The organism is Actinomadura decatromicini (genome assembly GCF_008121305.1).
Lineage (GTDB): Bacteria > Actinomycetota > Actinomycetes > Streptosporangiales > Streptosporangiaceae > Spirillospora > Spirillospora syzygii.
In genome coordinates this window covers 774,745-797,536 of sequence record NZ_VSRQ01000001.1, presented here as the reverse complement: position 1 = coordinate 797,536, position 22,792 = coordinate 774,745, and the positions used below count along the sequence as shown (strand labels likewise).

Annotated in this window: 4 protein-coding genes; all 4 read right to left on the bottom strand. The window is 75.0% G+C overall.

The annotated features are described in order from the left end of the window. Positions 1 to 45 precede the first annotated feature (45 nt). Genes FXF68_RS02985 through FXF68_RS02970 form a run of 4 tightly spaced genes read right to left on the bottom strand, consistent with a single transcriptional unit; the run spans position 46 to position 22,760 of the window. Positions 46 to 1,506: an FAD-dependent monooxygenase gene (locus FXF68_RS02985; protein WP_148757344.1), complete on the bottom strand. Its 1,461-nt coding sequence runs from the start codon at positions 1,504 to 1,506 to the stop codon at positions 46 to 48. Further along, positions 1,503 to 5,849: a type I polyketide synthase gene (locus FXF68_RS02980; RefSeq protein ID WP_148757343.1), complete on the bottom strand. Its 4,347-nt coding sequence runs from the start codon at positions 5,847 to 5,849 to the stop codon at positions 1,503 to 1,505. The genes FXF68_RS02985 and FXF68_RS02980 overlap by 4 nt, the downstream gene beginning before the upstream one ends. Beyond that, positions 5,846 to 17,410: a type I polyketide synthase gene (locus FXF68_RS02975; protein ID WP_148757342.1), complete on the bottom strand. Its 11,565-nt coding sequence runs from the start codon at positions 17,408 to 17,410 to the stop codon at positions 5,846 to 5,848. Before FXF68_RS02975 ends, FXF68_RS02980 begins: the two co-directional genes overlap by 4 nt. A gap of 31 nt (positions 17,411 to 17,441) precedes the next feature. Beyond that, positions 17,442 to 22,760: a type I polyketide synthase gene (locus tag FXF68_RS02970; RefSeq protein WP_148757341.1), complete on the bottom strand. Its 5,319-nt coding sequence runs from the start codon at positions 22,758 to 22,760 to the stop codon at positions 17,442 to 17,444. Positions 22,761 to 22,792: the final 32 nt, after the last annotated feature.

The following is a 22,792-nucleotide window of genomic DNA, read 5'->3' as shown; positions in this document are numbered from 1 at the left end:
CGGACGGCCCGTGCGGAATCCGCACGGGCCGTCCGGGTTTCGTGTTCAGTTCCGGGTCGGCTCGCCGAACCAGGTGCGCAGGGCGGTGGCCAGGCCGTCCGCGCCGGACGACGCGCGGGTCGCCCAGGCGACGCGGCCGTCCGGGCGGAGCAGCAGCGCGGCCGCGTCGATCTCCGGGGTGGCGGGCGCGGTCACCGTGTCGACGCGTCCGGTCCAGGCGGCGACCTCGTCCGTCCGGCCGGAGCCGGCGGCGAACTCCAGGAACAGGCCGCGCCCCGGCTCCAGCAGCCGCGCGATCGGCTCCTCCCCGACCGTCACCTGGGGGAGCCTGCGGCCGAGCAGCGGGTGGTCGCCCGCCTCGTACGGGTAGTCGTAGCGGATGTCGAGCCCGCCGACCATCTTCACGAAGTGCTCGTTGACGTCGTCGTAGGCGATCAGCTCGGCGAGCACCTGCCGCAGCGGCGACACCGCCGACAGCGGGTGCAGCAGCGCCACCTGCGCCCGCGTCGTGAGGCAGGCGCGGGCGCCGACCGGGTGCCGCTCGTCGTGGTAGGTGTCGAGGAGCCCGTCCGGGGCGCGGCCGAGGACGTCCGCGCCGAGCTTCCAGCCGAGGTTCACCGCGTCCTCGATGCCGGTGCTGAGCGCCTGGCCGCCGAGCGGGAAGTGGACGTGCGCGGCGTCGCCCGCGAGCAGCACCCGCCCGGACCGGTACCGCTCCGCGTGCCGGGTGGGCGCGTTCCAGCGCGACAGCCAGCGCGCCTCGCCGCCGGTCAGCTTCGCGCCGGACAGCCGCTCGAAGCTCTCCCGCAGCTCGTCGTAGGTCACCGGCGTGTCGTTCGGGACGGCCTCGACGCCGAACTCGCCCGCCATCACCCGCAGCGTGTGCGGGTCGACCGGGCCGACCGCGAACAGCCCGCCGTCGTTCTCGTGCGCGCCGAGCAGCGTGAACAGCGGGTCGCCCGGCTCGACCGGGACGTCCCCGAGGATGCCGCGGAACGGCAGCTCGTCGCCGGGGAAGCCGATCCCGGCGAGGCCGCGGACGGTGCTGTCCGTCCCGTCGCAGCCGACGAGGTAGGCGCCCTCGAACGACTCGCCGGACCGGGTCTTCACCGTCACGCCGTTCGCGCCCTGGTCCAGCGCGACGATCTCGGCGTCGTAACGGACGTCGACGCCGAGATCGCGGGCGCGGGCGGCGAGCTCCGCCTCGATCCGGGAGTGCGGGATCGCGAACGCGTAGGCGTGCTTCTCCCGCAGCCGCTCCGGCCCGAGCCAGAGCTGCGCGAAGTGGGCCCGCGGGAATTCGAGGCCGTGCGGGCGGAGCCGGTCCATCACGCCGCGCTGGTCGAGCAGCTCGACCACCGCCGCGTTGATCACCATGCCGCGGGACCGTTCGTTCGGCCGGTCCCGGCTCTCCAGGACGACCGCGTCCGCCCCGGCGAGGCCGAGTTCGACGGCGAGCATCAGCCCGACCGGGCCGGCTCCGGCGACGATGACACGTTCACTCATGAGGGACTCCCTTGACTTCCGGTGTTGGCGGTGCCGCCGCCGGAGATCCCGTCGAGGAGATGCCGGGCGAGCGCGGCGGGCGTGGGATGGTCGAAGATCGCGGCGGGCGACAGCGCGGGCCCGGCGGGCTGGATGCGGGTGCTGAGCTCCAGCGCGGTGAACGACGACATGCCGAGGCCGAGGAGGTCGTCGTCCGCGCCGATCGCGTCGGCGGCGGCGTAACCGAGGACGGCGGCGGCCTCCGTCCGCACGAGGTCGAGCAGGAACGCGGGGCGCTCGTCGTCCGGGACGTCCGCGAGCCTGCGGACGGCCGGGGCGCGGCCGTCGGCGGCGGCGTCCAGGACCCGCCGCGCCGCCGGGATCCCGGCGAGCAGCCGGGGCGCGGCGGCCTCGGCGGCGAGCGCCGCCCAGTCGAGGTCGGCGGCGACCACGGCCGGGACGTCCAGCGCCGGCAGCCGCTCCAGGACGGGCGGGACCAGCTCGGGCGCCGTCCCGGCCAGGCCGAGCGAGACGGCCGGGGTCCCGGCGGCGCGCAGCCGGGCGGCGAGCGCGTCGAGCACGGCCCGGCGCGGTCCGCCGCCGCCGCCGGGCAGGCCGAGCGAGCGGGCCGTGTCGGAGATGAGCACGACGACGCCGGGGTCGAGGTCGCGGGCGAGGTCGGCGGCGGCGACCGCGGCGGCGACGTCGCGGTCGAGATCGGGCAGGCCGGGGTCGTCGCCGTCCGCGTCCGGCGGCCCGCACACGTGCAGGACGGCCGCCACGGGACCTTCGACCTTCGCCGCCGTCGCGCCGTCCACCAGCACCGACCGAGCGTCCTCCCGTTCGCCGATCCAGCGCGCGAGGTGCTCGCGGAGCGGGGTGTCGGCGCCGGAGAGCACGACGGTGCCCTCGGGCCGCCAGCGCCCCTCCCCGGACGGGACGAACGGCGCCAGGCGGCGGACGAACAGCCCCGCCGGACGTATCGCCAGCTCGCGCTCCGCGCCCTGGGCCAGCGCCCGGCCGAGCCGCTCCGCGATCCGCGCGACCGGCACGCGCGGCAGGTCGACCAGCCCGTACCCGGCGGACGGGCCGAGGCCCCAGAGTTGCGCGCCCAGCGGATCGTCGGGCGGGTCGGACGGCGCGGCGCACACCGCCTCGCGCGTCGCGACCCACACCGGAGCGGACACGCCCAGTTCCGTGAGGGCGTCCACCAGTGAGACGGTCGCGACGAGGCCGGTGGACGCCGCCTCGTACGCGGGGTGCGGGCCGTCCTCCAGGGCCAGGAGTGAGAGGACGCCGTCGACGGCGGGCTTTCCGGCGAGCCGTTCGCGAAGCCGCAGCGCGGACTCCGGGCCGTCCGCGCCGCCCAGGTCCACCTCGGTGGTGATCACGTGGGCGCCCTGCGCTTCGAGGGCGTCGGCGAGGTCGGTCGCCGGGTCCTTCTCCGTCGTCAGGAGCAGCCAGGTCCGTCCGGCGACGGACTCCGCCGGGTCGGCCATCGGTTCCCAGCCGAGCCGGTAGAGGCGGTCCCGGTCGCGGCGCCACGCCGCGAGCGCCGGGAGCAGCGCGTCGAGCGCGGCGCGGTCGCCGGGGGCCAGCCGCAGTTCGGCCGCCAGGGCGTCGGCGTCCGCGCCCTCCACGGCCGACCAGAACCTCTCCTCGACGTTCGCCGTACCGGGCGCGTCGGGGTCGGCGGCGTCGATCCAGTAGCGGCGGCGCTGGAACGGATAGGTGGGCAGGTCGGTGTGGCGCCCGGCGGGCAGGATCCTCGTCCAGTCGATGGGGACGCCGGTGTTGTGCGCGTTCGCGACGGCGGTGAGCAGCGCCGCGCTCTGCGGCCGCTTCGGGTTCTGGAGCGGAATGGCCGTCGCGGCGGTGGTGTCGCCGGTGAGGGTGGTGAGCGTGGTGTCGGGCCCGATCTCGATGTACGCGGCGACACCCTGCTCATCGAGATACTGGACGGCCTTGTGGAAATTGACGGTCCCGAGCAGATGCTCGGCCCAATAGCCGGGCTGGTGCTCGGCGGGAAGCCCGGTGAGGTTGGAAATGACCGGGACCGCCGCCGGGTGGTGCGTGATTCCCCGGGCGGCCTCGGTCAAAGGCGCGACGGCCCGCTCCATCAACGATGAATGGAATGCGCGCTCGGTGGTCAGGAGCCGGGCGCGCCGCCCTTCGCCTTTCCAATGCCGGACCATTTCCCGCACCGCCTCGGGCGGCCCCGAGACGACCGTGCTCCGCGCCGTGTTGACCGCCGCGATGCTCACGCCATCTGGGAGGGAGATCTCCTCGGGAGCGGCGTTGATGGCGGCCATCGCCCCTTCCGGGGTGTCGTGCATGGCGCGGGCACGGGCGGTGACCAGCGCGGCCGCGTCGGCGAGGGAGAGCGTCCCGGAGGTGTGGGCGGCCGTGAGTTCGCCCAGCGAATGCCCGACGAGGAAGTGGGGCGTGATTCCCCAATCGGCCAGAAGCGCGTGGAGCGCGGTCTGGTAGGCGAACAGCGCGGGCTGAGTGTAGAGCGTCTGGTTCAGCCGCGCGGGATCGTCGTCGAACATGACCTGCTTGAGTCGCGGGTCGAGATGTTCGCACGCCGCGTCGAGAGCCTCCGCGAACACCGGGAACGTCTCGTACAGTTCCCGGCCCATTCCCGCGTGCTGCGAGCCCTGCCCGGAATAGAGAAAGGCGATCTTCCCCGTCGGTTTCACCGTTCCGGTGATGACGTTGCCCGCGTGCGTCCCCTCGGCGAGGAAGCCCAGCCGTTGCCGGAGGTCCTCGGGGTCGGACGCGATGACGGCCGCCCGGTGCGGGAGGTGGCTGCGCCCGGTCGCGAGGGTGTGGGCGATGTCGGCGAGCGGCTGGTCGTGGACGGAGTCGCGCAGCCGCGCCGCCTGCTCCCGCAGCGCGGGCTCGGTCTTCGCCGACAGCAGCACCGGCAGGGGATGGGCGGGCCGCACCGGCTCGGGAACGTATGCGTCGGGCGCCTGTTCGAGGATGACGTGGGCGTTGGTGCCGCTGATCCCGAACGAGGAGACCCCGGCGCGGCGCGGGTGGCCGTAGTCGGGCCAGGCCGTCGCCTCGGTCAGCAGGCCGACCGCCCCGGACTCCCAGTCGACGTGCGGTGAAGGGGCGTCGATGTGCAGGCTCTTCGGCAGGACGCCGTGCCGCATCGCCTCGACCATCTTGATGACCCCGGCGACCCCGGCCGCCGCCTGGGCGTGCCCGATGTTCGACTTGATCGATCCGAGCAGGAGCGGCTGGTCGGCGGCCCGTTCCTGCCCGTAGGTGGCGAGGAGCGCCTGCGCCTCGATCGGGTCGCCGAGGACCGTCCCGGTCCCGTGCGCCTCGACGGCGTCGACCTGGTCGGCGGTGAGCCCCGCGTTGGCGAGCGCGGCCCGGATCACCCGCTGCTGGGACGGCCCGTTAGGCGCGGTGAGGCCGTTGCTCGCGCCGTCCTGGTTGACGGCCGTCCCGCGGATCACGGCCAGGACGCGGTGGCCGTTGGCGACGGCGTCCGACAGCCGTTCCAGGAGGAGCACGCCCGCGCCCTCGGACCAGCCCGCGCCGTCGGCGGCGGCGGCGAACGACTTGCAGCGTCCGTCCGGGGCCATGCCGCGCTGGCGGCTGAACTCCACGAAGAGCATCGGCGTCGACATCACGGTCGCGCCGCCCGCGAGGGCCAGCCCGCATTCGCCGTTGCGCAGCGCGAGCGCGGCGAGGTGGATGGCGACGAGCGACGACGAGCACGCGGTGTCGACGGTGACGGCCGGTCCCTCAAGGCCCAGCGTGTACGACACGCGCCCGGACGCGATGCTGCCCGCGCTGCCGTTGCCGAGGAGCCCCTCGTGCTCCGGGCGGGCCCGCCCCATGAGGCGGGCGCCGTAGTCCCCGTACATGAACCCGGCGAAGACGCCCGTGTCGCTGCCGCGCAGCGCGTCGGCGGAGATGCCCGCGCGCTCGACCGCCTCCCAGGCGGTCTCCAGCATCAGCCGCTGCTGCGGGTCGATCGTCTGCGCCTCGCGCGGGCTGATCCCGAAGAACTCCGCGTCGAACTCGGCGGCGTCGTAGAGGAAGCCGCCCTCCCGCGCGTACGAGGTGCCCGGGTGGTCGGGGTCCGGGTGGTAGAGCGCGGCGACGTCCCAGCCCCGGTCGGCGGGGAACGCCGAGACCGCGTCGGTCTCGGACGCGGTGAGCCGCCACAGGTCCTCGGGGGAGCGGACCCCGCCCGGGAACCGGCAGCTCGCGCCGACGATCGCGATGGGCTCGCGGCCCGCCGCCTCGGCCTCGGCGAGCCGCTGCCGGGTCTTGTGCAGGTCGGCCGTGACCCACTTGAGGTAGTCGACGAGCTTCTCTTCGCTGGCGTTGGTCATCCCTGCCGTCCGAGTTCGGTGTCGATGAAGTCGAAGATCTCCTCGGTGGACGCCGCGTGGAGGCGTTCCTCGACGGCGGCGTCCCCGGTCTCCTGCCAGGCGGCGGCGAGGGCCTGGAGGCGGCGGGTGATCTCCGCGCCGCCGTTCCGCCCGTTGCCGTTGCCGTTGCCGTCGCCGTCCGGCCGCGCGGCGGCGAGCGCCGACTCCAGCCGGTCCAGCTCGCTCAGCACCTGCTCGTACGGCGACCGCTCCGGCGGCGCGGCCTCGGCGAGGACGTGCCCGGCGAGCGCGTCCGGTGTCGGGAAGTCGAACACGAGCGTCGCGGGCAGCCGCAGCCCGGTCGCGACCTGGAGCCGGTTGCGCAGCTCGACCGCGGTGAGCGAGTCGAAGCCGAGCTCCTTGAACGCGCGTTTCGCGTCCACCGACAGCGGGGAGCCGTGCCCGAGCACAGCCGCCGTGTGGCCGCGGATCACGTCCACGACGAGGTCCCGCCGGTCCGGTTCGCTCAGCGCGGTGAGCCGCTCGGCGAGGGACGGCCCGGCGACGTCCGACCGGCGGGCCGGGACGCGCACCAGCCCGCCGAACACCGGCGGCAGCAGCCCGGCGGCGGCCTGCGCGCGGAGCGCGGGCAGGTCCAGCCGGACGGGCATGAGCGACGCCGCACCGGCGGCGACGGAGGCGTCGAACAGCGCGAGCGCGTCGTCGGTGCCGAGCGGCGCGAGGCCGAGCCGGCCGAGCCGCGCGACGTCCGCGCCCGCCATCTCGCCGGTCATGCCGCTCGTGGCCTCCCAGAAGCCCCAGGAGAGCGAGGTCGCGGGCAGCCCCAGCGCGTGCCGGTGCGCGGCGAGCGCGTCGAGGAACGTGTTCGCGGCCGCGTAGTTGCCCTGCCCGGGACTGCCGAGCAGGCCCGCGGCGGACGAGAACAGCACGAACGCGGTCAGCTCGCCCGTCAGCTCGTGCAGGTTCCACGCGGCGTCGACCTTGGGACGCAGGACGGTCCCCAGCCGGTCGGCGGTGAGCGTGCCGATGGTGCCGTCGTCCAGCGTCCCGGCCGTGTGGACGACCGCGGTCACCGGATGCTCGGCGAGGAGCGCGGCGAGCGCGTCCCGGTCGGCGGCGTCGCACGCGGCGAGCACGACGTCCGCGCCGAGCGCGGTCAGCTCCGCCTCCAGGTCGCGGGCGCCGGGCGCGTCCGGTCCCCGGCGGCTGACCAGCACCAGCCGCCGGACGCCGTGCCCGGTCACCAGGCGGTGCGCGATGAGGCGGCCGAGCGTGCCGGTGCCGCCGGTGATCAGGACGGCGCCGTCCGGGCCGAACGCGGGCGGCGCGTCCGCCGGTTCGGCGGCGGTGAGCCGGGGGACGTGCGGCGCGCCGCCGCGCAGCGCGAGCTGCGGTTCGCCGGACGCGACGGCCGCCCGCAGCGCGGCCGCGGTGTCCCCGTCGAAGTCCCCGTCGGTGTCCACGAGCTGGAGGCGTCCCGGGTTCTCCGACTGGGCGGAGCGGGCCAGCCCCCACAGCGCGGCGGCGGGCAGGTCCTCGGTCTCCGGCCCGGTGGCGCCGCGCGTGAGCACCACCAGCCGGGAATCGGCGAACCGCTCGTCGGCCAGGAACTCCTGGAACAGCGCCAGCCCGGACGCCGCCATCGCGTGCGTCCCCGCCACCGGATCGGCGTCGTGGGAGCGGAACGGCGCGATGACGACGGCCGGGACGGGCTCAGCCGCTCGCAGCGCGTCCAGGTCGGCGTACGCCGGGATGTCCTCGATGGGCGTGTCGCCCAGCACGGCCCAGGCGCCCGCGTCCTCGGTGGCCAGGTCGGCGGCGGGGTGCCAGCCGAGGCGGTACAGCGCCCCGCCCCGCGCCGACCCGACCGACGCGAGCTGCTCGGCGGTGACCGGCCGCAGCTCCAGCGACTCGACGGTCGCGACCGGGCGTCCGGCCTCGTCGGCGAGGTCCAGCCGGACGCCTTCGCCGCCGGCCGGCGCGAGCCGCACCCGCAGCGCCCGCGCCCCGGCCGCGTGGACGGTCACGCCCGACCACGAGAACGGCAGCCGGACGGTCTGGTCGTCCGACCCGATCCGCCCGATCGCGATGCCGTGCAGCGCCGCGTCGAGCAGGGCGGGGTGCAGGCCATAGCCGCCGGTGTCGACGTCCTCGGGCAGGTCGACGTCGAGGAAGACCTCCTCGTCCCGCCGCCACGCCGCCCGGACGCCCTGGAACGCGGGCCCGTACCCGAGCCCGTGCCCGACCAGCTCCTCGTACAGGTCGTGGACGGCGATCGCGGTCGCCGCGGGCGGCGGCCACTCGGCCGGGTCTGCGGCGGGCTCGGGCTGAGGGCCGCCGACCGACAGGGTTCCGGTGGCGTGCCGCAGCCATTCGGTGTCCGGGTCGTCGTCGGCGCGCGAGTGCATCGTGACCGTGCGGCGGCCGTCGTCGTCCGGCGCGCCGACGAGGACCTGGAACCGGACGTCGGCCTTGTCGTCCAGCACCAGCGGGGCGAGCAGCGTCAGGTCGTCGACCCGGTCGCAGCCCGCCTGGTCCGCCGCGTACGCGGCGATCTCCAGGTAGGCGGTGCCGGGCAGGACGACGGTCTCCATGACGGCGTGGTCGGCGAGCCACGGGTGGCGGCTCAGCGAGATCCGCCCGGTCAGCACCCGGCCGTCGTCGTCGGCGCGCTGGACGGCCGCCCCGACCAGCGGGTGGCCGGTGCCGATGAGCCCGGCCGCGGACACGTCGCCCGCACCGCCCGTCGACACCACCCAGTACCGCTCGCCCTGGAACGGGTAGGTCGGCAGCTCCGCCGCCGCGCCGCGCGGCTCCGGCAGGACGGACGGCCAGTCGACCGCCGTCCCGCGCGTGTGCGCCTCCGCGAGCGCGGTGAGGAACTGGCGGCGGCCGCCGAGGTCGCGGCGCAGCGTCCCGATGACGTCGGCGGCGCCGCCGACGCCGTCGAGGTTCTCCCGGACCGCGGGCGCCAGCACGGGATGCGGGCTGACCTCGACCGCCAGGAGCCCGCCCGTTCCGGCGAGCGCGGTGAAGGCGTCCGCGAACCGGACCGGCTCCCGCACGTTCCGGTACCAGTACGCGGCGTCCAGCTCGGCCGTGTCGAGGAGGCCGCCGGTCACCGTGGAGTAGAACGGGACGTCCGACGAGCGCGGCGACACGCCCGCGAGGGCGTCGAGGAGCCCATCGCGGAGCGTCTCCACCTGCGGGGAGTGCCCGGCCGTGTTGACGCCGGGGACGCGCCGGTTGCGGATCTCGTCCGCGTCGAGCGCGGCGGCCAGCTCGGTGAGCGCGTCCAGGTCGCCGGACACGGTGACCGCGGTCGGCCCGTTGACCGCCGCGATCGACAGCCGCCCCTCCCACGGGGCGAGCCGCGCCACGGCGTCCCGTTCGGGAAGCGAGACGGAGTGCATCCCGCCGCTGCCTTCGAGGCGCCGCCACGCCAGGCCGCGCAGCGCGATGATCCGCGCGGCGTCCGGCAGGCCGAGGCCGCCCGCGACGTACGCGGCGGCGACCTCGCCCTGGGAGTGCCCGATGACCGCGTCCGGGTGGACGCCCGCGGACCGCCACAGCGCCGCCAGCGACACCATCACCGTGAACAGGGCGGGCTGGACGACGTCGATCCGGTCCGGCGACGGCGCGCCGGGCGCGCCGCGCAGCACGTCGAGCACGGACCAGTCGAGGTGCCGGTCGAGCTCCGCCGCGCACTCGCGCGCCTCGGCGGCGAAGACGGGCGCGGTGTCGAGCAGGTCCCGCGCCATGCCGACCCACTGCGAGCCCTGGCCGGGGAACACGAACACCGTCCGGTGCCCGGACGGGAGGGCCGTCCCCTCGATCACGTTCGGGTCCGGCTCCCCGGACGCGAGCGACGCCAGCCCGGCCCGCAGCTCGTCGGGGCCGTCGCCCAGCACCACGGCGCGGTGGCCGAACACGGCGCGCGTGGTGGCGAGCGCGTGCGCGACCGCGACCGGGTCCTGCCCGGCGTGGTCGCTCAGGCGCCGCGCCTGGTCCCGGAGGGCGGGCTCGGTGCGGGCGGAGATGGTCCACGGGACGAGCTCCGGCTCCGGCGCGGGCTCGGGCGCGTCGTCCTGGTCTTGGTCGGGGCCCTGTTCGAGGATCAGGTGCGCGTTGGTTCCGCTGATGCTGAACGACGAGACTGCGGCGCGCCGCGGGCGGCCGTTCCGCGGCCACGGCGCCGACTCGCCGAGCAGGGACAGCGCGCCGGACTCCCAGTCGACGTGCGGGGTCGGCTCGTCGGCGTGCAGCGTCTTCGGCAGGACGCCGTGCCGCATCGCCTGCACCATCTTGATCACGCCCGCGACGCCCGCGGCGGCCTGCGTGTGGCCGAGGTTCGACTTGATCGAGCCGAGGTGCAGCGGACGGTCGGCGGGACGTTCCGCCCCGTACGTCGCGAGCAGGGCGTGCGCCTCGATCGGGTCGCCGAGGGTGGTTCCGGTGCCGTGCGCCTCGACGGCGTCGATCCCGTCCGGGTCGAGCCGCGCGTCGGCGAGCGCCGCGCGGATGACGCGCTGCTGCGCCGGTCCGCTCGGCGCGGTGAGGCCGTTGCTCGCGCCGTCCTGGTTCACCGCCGACCCGCGGACCACGGCGAGGACGCGGTGGCCGTTGCGGACGGCGTCCGACAGCCGCTCCACGAGGACCATGCCGACGCCCTCGCTCCAGCCCGTCCCGTCGGCTCCGGCGCCGAAGGACTTGCAGCGCCCGTCCGGGGCGAGGACGCGCTGGCGGCTGAGCTCCACCAGGATGCCCGGCACCGCCATGACGGTGACGCCGCCCGCGAGCGCGAGGTCGCTCTCCCCGTTGCGGAGCGACTTGCACGCCAGGTGCAGCGACACCAGCGACGACGAGCACGCCGTGTCGACGGTCATCGCCGGGCCTTCGAGCCCGAAGCTGTAGGACAGGCGGCCCGAGGCGACGCTGCCCATCGTCCCGGTGAGGAGGTAGCCCTCCAGCGCGGAGGTCTGCTCGCCCGAGTCGATGGCGTAGTGCTGGGGGGTCAGGCCGACGAACACGCCGGTGTTGCTGCCGCGCAGCGACGCCGGGACGATCCCGGCCCGCTCCAGCGTCTCCCACGCGACCTCCAGCAGGAGCCGCTGCTGCGGGTCGGTGGCGAGCGCCTCGCGCGGGCTGATCCCGAAGAACTCGGCGTCGAACCGGTCGGCGTCGGCGACGAACCCGCCCTCCCGGACGTAGGTGGTGCCCGCCCGGTCGGGGTCCGGGTCGTAGAGCCGGTCGAGGTCCCAGCCGCGCGTGTCGGGGAACCGGGTGATCGCGTCGCGGCCGTCCGCGACGAGGCTCCACAGGTCCTCCGGCGTCCGGACGCCGCCGGGGAAGCGGCACGCCATCGAGACGATCGCGATCGGCTCGGCGTCGTCCGCCGTCACCGTCGCCCGCGCGGGGCGCGCCGCTTCGGCGCCGTCGTCCTCGCCGAGGAGGAGGGTGCGCAGGTGGACGGCGAGCCCGGCGGCGGTCGGCCGGTCGAAGATCACCGTGGGCGGGAGGCGGAGCCCGGTCGCGCCGTTCAGCCGGTTCCGGAACTCGACCGCGCTGAGCGAGTCGAAGCCGAGCTCCTGGAACTGGCGTTCGGGGTCGATCGCGTCCGGCGCCGTGTGGCCGAGCACCGCCGCGATGTGCTCGCGGACCAGGTCGAGCAGGGCCCTGTCCTGTTCGGCGCGCGGACGTCCGGCGAGCCGGGCTTGGAGCGTCCCGGCCCCGGCCTGGCGCGCCTTCGCCCGCGCGGGCGGCGCGCGGAACAGCCCTTGCAGCATCGGCGGCAGCACCCCCGCCTCCGCGAGCCGCCGGAAGACGCCGAGGTCGAACCGCGCGGGCACTGAGGTGGGACGTCCCGACCGCTGCGCCGTGTCGAGCAGCGCGAGCGCGTCCTCGTCCGGCAGGGGCACGAGCCCGCTGCGGCCGAGGCGCTTCTGGTCCGTCCCGTCGAGCGTGGCGGTGATGCCGCTGGTGGTCTTCCACAGCCCCCAGGCGAGGGACACGGCGGGCTGACCCTGCTGAACGCGGTGGTGGGCGAGGGCGTCGAGGTAGGTGTTGGCGGCGGCGTAGTTGGCCTGTCCGGGGTTGCCGAGTGTCCCGGCGGCGGACGAGAACAGGACGAACGCGTCCAGGTCGCGGGTGAGCTCGTGCAGGTTCCAGGCCGCGTCGGCCTTGGCGCGCAGCACCGGGGCGAGGCGCTCCGGGGTGAGGGCGTCGACCGTGCCGTCGTCGAGGACGCCCGCCGCGTGCACCACAGCGGTCAGCGGATGCTCGTCGGGGATACCGGCGAGCAGTGCGGCCAGCGCGGCGCGGTCGGCGACGTCGCAGGCGGCGACGGTGACGTCCGCGCCGAGAGCGCGCAGGTCGGCGGCCGTTTCGGCGGCGGTGTCGGCGTCCGGGCCGCGCCTGCTGACCAGCAGCAGGCGGCGGGCGCCGTGCGCGGTGACGAGGTGGCGGGCCACGAGGGCGCCGAGCGTGCCGGTGCCGCCGGTGATCAGGACGGTGCCGTCCGGGTCGATCGGGCGCGGCACCGTCAGCGCGACCTTGCCGATGTGCTTGGCCTGGCTCAGGTACCGGAACGCCTGCGGCGCCTGCCGCACGTCGAACGCCGTGACGGGGAGCGGGGTGATCGCTCCCGCCTCGAACAGCTCGACGAGGGCGGTGAGCATTTCCTGGATGCGGTCGTGCCCGGCCTCGGTGAGGTCGAACGGGCGGTAGGCGGTGTCCGGCAGGGCCTCGGGGTCGCGGAGGTCGGTCTTCCCCATTTCGAGGAAATGGCCTCGCGGTTTGAGGAGGTCGAGCGACGCGTCGATGAAGTCGCCGGTGAGGGAGTTGAGGACGACGTCCATGCCGCGTGGGAACGCGTCGTGGAAGTCGAGCGTGCGGGAATTGGCGATGTGGTCGGCGTCGAAGCCGTTCTTGCGGAGCGTGTGCCATTTGCCGGGGCTGGCGGTGCCGTAGACCTCCGCGCCCCAGTGGCGGGCGAGCTGCGTCGCGGCCATTCCCACGCCGCCCGTGGCGGCATGGACGAGGATGCGCTGGCCGGGCTCGATCCGGGCCAGGTGGTGGAGGCCGTAGTAGGCGGTCAGGAACACGATCGGCGTCGTCGCGGCCTGGACGAACGACCACCCGTCCGGGACGCGGGCGAGCAGCCGCCGGTCGGTGACGGCCGTCGGCCCGACGGCCCCGTCGACCATTCCCATCACCCGGTCGCCGGCCGTCAGCCCGGTGACGGCGGACCCTGTCTCGGTGACGATTCCGGCGGCCTCGCTGCCGATGACCGCCTCGCCCGGATACATTCCCAGGCTGATCAGCACGTCGCGGAAGTTCACGCCCGCCGCGCGCACGGCGATGCGCACCTCGTCCGGGCCGAGCGGGCGCGCCGCGTCCGGGTTCGGGGACAGGACGAGGTTCTCCACGGTCCCCGGCTCGGTGATTCCGAGCCGCCATTGGCCGGTGTCGGCGGGCGGCGCGAGGGCCGGGTCGCTGCGCGTCAGCCGGGGGGCGTGGACGCCGCCGTCGCGCAGCGCCAGTTGCGGTTCGTCGCGGCCGAGCGCGGCGGGCAGGGACGCGGCGTCTCCGGCGCGGTCGTCCAGGTCGACCAGCCGCAGGCGGCCCGGGTGCTCCGACTGCGCGGACCGCACCAGGCCCCACGCCGGGGCGGCGGCCAGGTCGCTGACCGGCTCTGCGAGCTGCGCGGCGACCGCGCCACGGGTGGCGACGACCAGGTGGAGGTCGGCGAACGCGTCGTCGGAAAGCCAGCTCTGGATCAGTTCCAGGAGCCGCGCCGTCGTGTTGTGGACGTTGTCGAGGTGGTTCTCGTTCTCTTCTTCGGAGCGGTGGCAGAAAAGGACGGTCGGCGGGACGTCCTCGCCCGCGGCGAGCGCGTCGCGCAGTGCTGGGAGATCCGGGAATTCCTTCGCGGCTTTGCCGGTGAGGGCGGGGAACGGTTCGCCGATCGCCGTCCACGGTGTTTCGGGGCCGCCGTCGATGGGCGTCCATTCGACGTGGTAGGCGGGCTCGGACGGCGCCGTCCGCGCGGCGGACAACTGCTCGCTCGTGATCGGACGCACGGTCAGCGCGTCCACCGTCACCACGGGAGCACCGGCCGGGTCGGTGACCGCCAGCGACACCGTGTCGCCGTCGCCCCGGCTGAGCCGGACCCGAACGGCGACCGCGCCCACCGAATGGACGGAGACACCGCTCCACGAGAACGGCAGTTTCAGCGCGTCGGCGTCTCCCGCGAGGAGGGTCGCGTGCAGGGACGCGTCGAGAAGCGCAGGATGCACCGCGAAACCCTCGACATCGGTGTCGTCGGGAAGCTCCACTTCCGCGCAGATGTCGGTGCCGTCGCGCCAGGCGGCTTTCAGCCCTTGGAAGAGGGGGCCGTAACGCAGGCCGATCGTTTCGAAGGTGCTGTAGACGTCGCTGACGTCGAGCGGCGTCGCGTCGGCGGGCGGCCAATTCTCCTGTTCGGCGGGCGGGGCCGCGCCGCCCGCTCGGAGAGTGCCGGTCGCGTGGCACGTCCAGGGCCCGTCCGCGTCGTCGGGATCGGACGGTTCGCGCCGCGAATGGATCGTGATGGAATGGCGGCCCTCGGCGTCCGCCGCGTCGACGTAGACCTGGATCTGGACGCCGTCCTTCGGCGGAAGCACCAACGGCGTCTGGAGGGTCAGCTCTTCGACGGTGTCGCATCCGGCGCGCTGCGCGGCGCGCAGGGCCAGGTCGACATACGCCGTGCCGGGCAGGACGGCCGAGTCGTGGATCGCGTGCTCGGCGAGCCACGGCTGGTCCTTGAGGGAAATGCGCCCGGTGAGCAGATGGCCGTTGTCGTTGGCGAGCAATGTCGTCGCGGCCAGGAGCGGATGGTCGGCCGGGGTGAGTCCCGCCTGATCGACGTCTCCGGCGGACGGGCCGCGGTCGAGCCAGAACCGCTCCCGCTGGAACGGGTAGGTGGGGAGGTCGGTGTGGCGTCCGGCGGGCAGGATCTTCGACCAGTCGACGCCCACGCCGCTGTTGTGGACGCGGGAAACCCCGGTGAGCAGCGCCGTGTTCTGCGGTTGTTTCGGGTTCTGGAGGGCGATGGTCGCGCCGGTGACCGTCTCGCCGGTGAGCGCGGTGAGCGTCGCGTCGGGCCCGATTTCGATGAACGTCGTGACGCCCTGCTCATCGAGATACTCGACGGCCTTGTGGAAGTTGACCGTGCCGAGGAGATGCTCGGCCCAGTATGCGGGCGTGTGCTCGACGGGCCGCCCGGTGAGGTTGGAGACCACCGGAATGGACGCCGGGTCATGGGTGATGGCGCGGGCCGCCTCGGACAAGGGCTCGACGGCCTGGTCCATGAGCGAGGAGTGGAAGGCGCGGTTGGTGGTGAGCAGACGGGTGCGTCGGCCTTCGTTCTTCCAGTGTCGTGCGATTTCCTGGACGGCTTGGGCTGGTCCGGAGATGACGGTGCTTTGTGCCGCGTTGATGGCGGCGATGCTGACGCCGTCGGTGAGGGTGATTTCGTCGGGGGCTGCGTTGATGGCGGCCATGGCCCCGGCGGGGGTGTCGTGCATGGCGCGGGCGCGTGCGGTGACCAGCGCAGCCGCGTCGGCCAGGGAGAGGGCGCCGGAGGTGTAGGCGGCGGTGAGTTCGCCCAGCGAATGCCCGACCAGGAAGTGGGGCGTGATTCCCCAATCGGTCAGCAGCGCGTGCAGCGCGGTCTGGTAGGCGAACAGCGCGGGCTGGGTGTAGAGGGTCTGGTTCAGTTCTTCAGGGTCGTCGGCGAACATGATCCGCTTGAGTTGCGGATCGAGATGCTCGCAGGCGGCGTCCAGGGCCTCGGCGAATACCGGGAACGTCTCGTATAGTTCGCGGCCCATTCCCGCGTGCTGCGAACCCTGGCCCGAGTAGAGGAACGCGACCTTTCCGGGCGTGGCACTCGCGGGCGTCAAGTTCTGCAGGCCCGAGACGAGTTCGTCCGTGGAACCGGCGACGACGGCGGCGCGCTGCGAAAGGCGAGCGCGTCCGTTCGCCAGGGTGTGGGCGATGTCGGCGAGGCTCGTCCCGGGGTTCTCGGTGACGAATTCCGCCAGTCGCGTCGCCTGTTCCCGCAGAGCGGGCTCCGTCTTGGCCGACAGCAGTACCGGCAGCGGATGCCGGGGCCGCTCCGGTTCGGGAACGTCCGAGTCCGGCGCCTGTTCGAGGACGATGTGCGCGTTCGTCCCGCTGATGCCGAACGAGGACACGGCGGCGCGCCGGGGACGGTCCCGCTCCGGCCACGGGGCCGCTTCGGTGAGCAGGCGCACCGCGCCCGACTCCCATTTCACGTGCGGTGTCGGCTCGTCGATGTGCAGGGTCTTCGGCAGGACGCCGTGCCGCAGCGCCTCGACCATCTTGATGATTCCGGCGACGCCCGCGGCGGCCTGGGTGTGGCCGATGTTGGATTTGATCGATCCCAGCCACAACGGACGATCCGCGGGCCTTTCCTGCCCATAGGTGGCGAGGAGCGCCTGCGCCTCGATCGGGTCGCCGAGCGTCGTCCCGGTGCCGTGCGCTTCGACCGCGTCGATGTCGTCCGGGGTGAGGAGGGCGTTCGCCAGCGCGTCCCGGATCACCCTTTGCTGCGACGGCCCGTTGGGCGCGGTGAGGCCGTTGCTGGCGCCGTCCTGGTTGAGCGCGGAACCGCGCACCACGGCCAATACGCGGTGGCCGTTGGCCTCGGCGTCCGACAGCCGTTCGACGAGGAGCAGGCCCGCGCCCTCGCCCCAGCCGGTCCCGTCGGCGGCGGCGGCGAACGCCTTGCACCGCCCGTCCGCCGCCAATCCGCGCTGGCGGCTGAATTCGAGGAAGATGTCCGGGGTGGACATCACCGTCACGCCGCCCGCGAGCGCCAGGTCGCATTCGCCGCGCCGGAGCGCCTGCATCGCCAGATGGAGGGCGACGAGCGACGACGAGCAGGCCGTGTCGACCGTGACCGCCGGGCCCTCCAAACCGAACGAATAGGCGATCCGCCCGGAGGCGACGCTCACCGACGTCCCGGTGACGAGGTATCCCTCGACCTTGTCGAGACCGTTCAGCGCGTGCCGGACGTAGTCCTGCCCGTTCGTCCCGGCGAAGACGCCCGTCCGGCTGCCGCGAAGCGACGCCGGGTCTATTCCGGCGTCCTCGAACGACTGCCACGCGGTCTCAAGCAGCAGCCGTTGCTGCGGGTCCATTCCGAGGGCCTCGCGGGGGCTGATGCCGAAGAAGTCCGCGTCGAAACGGTCGGCGTCATAGACGAATCCGCCTTCGCGGACGTACGTCGTCCCGCGCTGTTCGGGATCGGGGTCGTAAAGGGCGTCGACATCCCATCCCCGGCCGTCCGGGAAACGCGAGAGCGCGTCCACGCCGCCCGCGACGAGCCGCCACAGGTCCCGCGCGGACCGCACGTCGCCAGGGAAACGGCAGCCCATGCCCACGATCGCGACCGGCTCATGGTCGCGCGCCTCGGCCTCCCGCAGCCGCTGGTGGGTCAGCCGGAGATCGGCGGTCGCGCGCCTGAGATAGTCGCGCAGCTTCTCCTGGTTCATGCCTGGCGTCGCCTCCTGGAAAACGGACATCTCAGTCGTGGGACACACCGAGCTCGTTGTCGAGCACGTCGAACAGTTCGGCGTCGGACGCCGTGTCGAGATCGCCGCCCGGCGCGGGGCCGCCCGCCGCCGGGACGTCGCCGACCTTCCACAGCAGCGCGCGGAGCCGGTTGGCGATCCTGGTGCGGGCCCCGGCGTCCGGCGCGGCGTCCCGGAGGACGCCGTCGAGCCGGTCGATCTCGGTGATCAGCCGGTCGGCCGGGTCGGCGCCCGCCGGGACCAGCTCCGCCGCGAGGTGCTCGGCCAGCGCCGCCGAGCTGGGGAAGTCGAAGACGACCGTGACCGGGAGCTGGAGGCCGCTGGCGGCGTTGACCTGGTTGCGGAACCGGACGGCGGTGAGCGAGTCGAACCCGAGGTCCTTGAACGCGCGGTCCGGGGCGATCGCGTCGGCGGACGCGTGCCCGAGGACGGTCGCCGCGTGCGACCGGACGAGGTCGAGCAGCACCGGGCCGCGCTCGTCCTCCGGCAGTGCGGCGAGCCGCGCGGCGAGCGGCGGCCCGGACCGGTCGGCGCGCCGCGCCGGGGCCCGGACGAGCCCGCGCAGCACCGGCGGCAGCAGCCCGTCCGCGGCCTGCTCGTGCAGCGCGGACGGGTCGAGCCCCAGCGGGACGAGCAGCGGCCGCCCGCCCCGCAGCCCCCGGTCGAACAGCCCGAGGGCCTCCTCCGTGCCGAGCGGGACGATCCCGCTGCCGGAGAGCCGGGCGAGGTCCGCGTCGCCGAGCCCGCCGGTCATCCCGCTCGCGGTCGCCCAGAGGCCCCAGGCGAGCGAGGCGGCGGGCCGCCCGGCGGCGTGCCGGTGCGCGGCGAGCGCGTCGAGGAACGCGTTCGCGGCGGCGTAGTTGGCCTGCCCCGGATTCCCGAGGACGCCCGCCGCCGACGAGAACAGCACGAAGGCGTCCAGGTCGGGGAGCAGCTCGTGCAGGTTCCACGCCGCGTCGACCTTCGGCCGCAGCACCCGGTGGACCTGCTCGGGCGTCAGCGAGCCGACGGTGGCGTCGTCCAGGACGCCGGCGGTGTGCACGACCGCGCGCACCGGATGCTCGGCGAGCAGCGCGGCGAGCGCGTCGCGGTCGGCGGCGTCGCACGCGGCGACGGTGACGTCCACGTCGGCGGGCAGGTCGTCCAGCTCGTCCAGCCCCTCGGCGGCGGGGCCGCGGCGGCTGATCAGCAGCAGCCGCCGGACGCCGTGCCCGGCGACCAGCCGCCGGGCGACGAGGCGGCCGAGCGTGCCGGTGCCGCCGGTGATCAGGACGGTCCCGTCCGGGTCGAGGGCGATCTCGCCGTCCGCGTCCGCGTCGGCGGCCGGGACGAGGCGCGGCGCGTAGACGAGCCCGTCCCGGATCGCGAGCTGCGGTTCGCCCGTGGCGACGGCCACAGCGACGTCGGCCGAGTCGTCGTCCACGTCGATGATCTGGACGCGCCCCGGGTTCTCGGTCTGCGCCGACCGGACGAGGCCCCAGACGGCGGCGGCCGGAAGGTCGCGGACGTCCTCGCCGGGACGGGCCGCGACCGCGCCGCGCGTGACGACGACCAGCGGCGAGTCGAGCGCCTGGAGCCGCGCGAGGACGTCCTCGACGGCGGTGTGCGCCCCGGCCGCCGGATCGTTGGCCCCGGTGTCGACGGTCAGCGTCTCGTACGCGACGTCGCCGGCCGCCGCCGCCGACGTGACCGGCTGCCATTCCACCCGGTACAGCGGGTCGCGGCCGCCGCGCAGCCGTCCCGTGTCGAGGGGCGCCAGCTCGACGGACGCCGCGGCGACCGGCGCGCCCGCCTCGTCGGCGACGGTGACCTCCACCGCGTCCGGTCCGGGGACGAGCCGGGCCCGCAGCCGGGACGCGCCCGGCGCCGCCAGCGTCAGCCGCGACCATCGCGACGGCGCGCGGACCCCGCCGTCGTCCCCGAGCAGCACCGGCTGGAGGACCGCGTCGAGCAGCGCCGGGTGGACGCCGTACCCGCCGACGTCGGTGCCGTCCGGCAGGTCGAGCTCCGCGAAGACCTCGCCGTCCCGCCGCCAGGCGGCCCGCACACCCTGGAAGACCGGGCCGTGCGCGAGGCCCGCGCGGAGCATCCGCCCGTACAGGCCGTCGACGTCGACGGGCTCCGCGCCCTGCGGCGGCCACTCCGCCAAACCGTCGTCCAGCGCGCGCCCGGTGCCGAGGGTGCCGCTGGCGTGCTCGACCCATTCGGCGGCCATGCCGTCGTCGTCCGGCCGAGCGTAGATGGCGACGGCGCCGTCCCGAACGGTGACGTTGAGCCGGACGCCGCCGCGCGCGGGCAGCACCAGCGGCGCGTGCACCACCAGTTCCTCGACGCCGCCGAAACCGGTGTGCGCGGCGGCGTGCAGGGCCAGCTCGGCGAACGCCGCGCCCGGCAGGACGACGGCGTCCCGCACGGAGTGCTCGCCCGCCCACGGAAGCGTGTCGGCGGAGACCCGGCCGCTGAACACGTGCCCGCCGGTCGGCAGGTCCGCGACCGCGCCGAGCAGCGGATGCCCGGCGGGCTCCAGCCCGAGCCCGGCCGCGTCGCGCGCGGCGGCCGAGCCGTCCAGCCAGTAGGAGCGGTGCTGGAACGCGTAGGTGGGCAGCGGGACGCGGCGCGCCGCCGTCCCCGCGTGCCAGGCCGCCCAGTCGACGTCCGCGCCGCCCGTGTGCGCGTGCGCGAGGGACGCGAGGAACCGGCGCGGCCCGCCGTCGTCGCGGCGCAGCGACTCGACGACCACGCCCTCGTCGCCGAGCGTCTCGGCCGTCGCCCCGGTGAGGATCGGGTGCGGGCTCGCCTCCACGTACAGGCGGTGCCCGTCCGCGTGGAGCGCCTGCACGGCCCGCTGGTACTGGACGGTCCCGCGCAGGTTGTCGTACCAGTACCCGGTGCCGAGCGCGGCCGTGTCGTCCAGCCGCCCGCCGGTCAGCGACGAGTAGAACGCGATCTCGGCGGTGCGCGGCGCGATCCCGGCCAGCCGGTCGAGGATCTCGGCGCGGATCTCCTCCATCTGGTGCGAGTGGGACGCGTAGTCGACCGGGATCGCCTTCGCGCGGACGCCCTCGTCCCGGTACGTCTCGACGAGGTCGAGCACCGCGTCCCGGTCGCCGGACACCACGGTCGCGGACGGCCCGTTGACGGCGGCGACGCTGACCCGCCCGTTCAGCCGCTTCTCGACGTCCCGCGCCGGCAGCGGGACCGACGCCATCGTGCCCCGGCCGTCCCCGCCGGCGAGCCCGGCGATCGCCCGGCTGCGCAGCGCGGCGACGGCGGCGGCGTCGTCCAGGGACAGCGCCCCGCACACGTACGCGGCGGCGATCTCGCCCTGCGAGTGCCCGGCGACGGCGTCCGGCCGGACGCCGAGCGACTCCCACAGCCGGGCCAGCGACGTCATCAGCGCGAACAGCGCGGGCTGGACGACGTCGACGCGGTCGAGCGTCGGCGCGCCGGGCGCCTGCCGCAGGACGTCGTGCAGCGACCAGTCCACGTGCGGGGCGAGCGCGTCCGCGCACGCGTCCAGGTGCTCGCGGAACACGGCGGACTCCGCCATCAGCTCCACGCCCATGCCCGCCCACTGCGCGCCCTGGCCGGGGAAGACGAACGCGACCCGGCCGCCCGCGCCGCTGCGCGGCTCGCGCACCAGCCCGGCGGCGGGCTCGTCCCGGATCAGCGCGGCGAGCCCGCGCTCCAGCGCGTCCCGGTCGTCGGCGACGACGGCGGCGCGGCGCTCGAAGTGCGTCCGCGCGGTGGCGAGGGTGAGGCCGACGTCCGCCGGGTCGAGGCCGGGTTCTTCGCGCAGGCGGGCGCGCAACCGCTCGGCCTGGGCGCGCAGCGCGGTCTCGTCGCGGCCGGACACGAGCCACGCGGTCGGCCGCGCCGGGCGGGGCTCCGCCGGTTCCTCCGCGTCGGGAACGTGTTCGGGGACGTGTTCGAGGACGATGTGCGCGTTCGTCCCGCTGATCCCGAACGACGACACCGCCGCCCGCCGGGGCCGGTCGGCGTCCGGCCACGGGGTCGCCTCGGTGAGCAGGCTGACCGCGCCGGACGTCCAGTCGACGTGCGGGGTCGGCTCGTCCACGTGCAGCGTCTTCGGCAGGACGCCGTGCCGCATCGCCTCGACCATCTTGATGACCCCGGCGACGCCCGCCGCGGCCTGCGTGTGGCCGATGTTCGACTTGACCGACCCGAGCCGCAGCGGCCGGTCGGCGGGACGCTCCCGCCCGTAGGTCGCGAGGAGCGCCTGCGCCTCGATCGGGTCCCCGAGGGTCGTGCCGGTGCCGTGCGCTTCGACGGCGTCGACGCCGTCCGGTGTGAGCCCGGCGTTGGCGAGCGCGGCGCGGATCACCCGCTGCTGCGACGGCCCGTTCGGCGCGGTGAGGCCGTTGCTCGCGCCGTCCTGGTTCACCGCCGAGCCGCGGATCACCGCGACGACCGGGTGCCCGTGGCGGCGCGCGGTCGACAACCGCTCCAGCAGGACGAGCCCCGCGCCCTCGCCCCACGCGACGCCGTCCGCGGACTTGGCGAACGACTTGCTCCGCCCGTCCGGGGCGAGGCCACGCTGGCGGCTGAACTCCACGAACGTCGTCGGCGTCGCCATGACGGTCACGCCGCCCGCCATCGCCAGCTCGCAGTCGCCGTCGCGCAGCGACTGGCATGCCAGGTGGATCGCGAGCAGGGACGACGAGCAGGCCGTGTCCACCGACACCGCCGGGCCTTCGAGGCCCAGCGTGTACGCGACCCGCCCGGACGCGATGCTGTACGAGCTGCCCGTCCCGACGTAGCCCTCGAACCCGTCCGGGACGCGGCCGTAGAGCCGCGCGCCGTAGTCCCCGTACATGATCCCGGTGAAGACGCCGGTCCGGCTGCCGCGCAGCGCGCTTGGGACGATGCCCGCGCCCTCCAGCGCCTCCCACGCGACCTCCAGGAGGAGCCGCTGCTGCGGGTCGATCGTCATCGCCTCGCGCGGGCTGATGCCGAAGAAGTCGGCGTCGAACCGGTCGGCCGGGTGCAGGAACCCGCCCTCCCGGACGTAGCTCGTGCCCTGCTTCTCCGGGTCGGAGTCGAACAGCGTGTCGAGGTTCCAGCCGCGTCCGGTGGGGAACTCGGAGATCGCGTCCACGCCCTCCGCGACGAGCCGCCACAGCCCGGCCGGGGACGCGACGCCGCCGGGGAAGCGGCACGCCGTCCCGACGATCGCCACCGGCTCGGCGGCCTCCTCGGCGAGCCGCCGCCGCTCCGCCTTCAGGTGCTCGTTCTCCAGCAGCGCCGCGCGCAGCGCCGCCACGACCTTGCCGTCGGGGGACGTGCTCATCGCCAGCTCCGTGTTCTGTGCGCCGTCGTCAT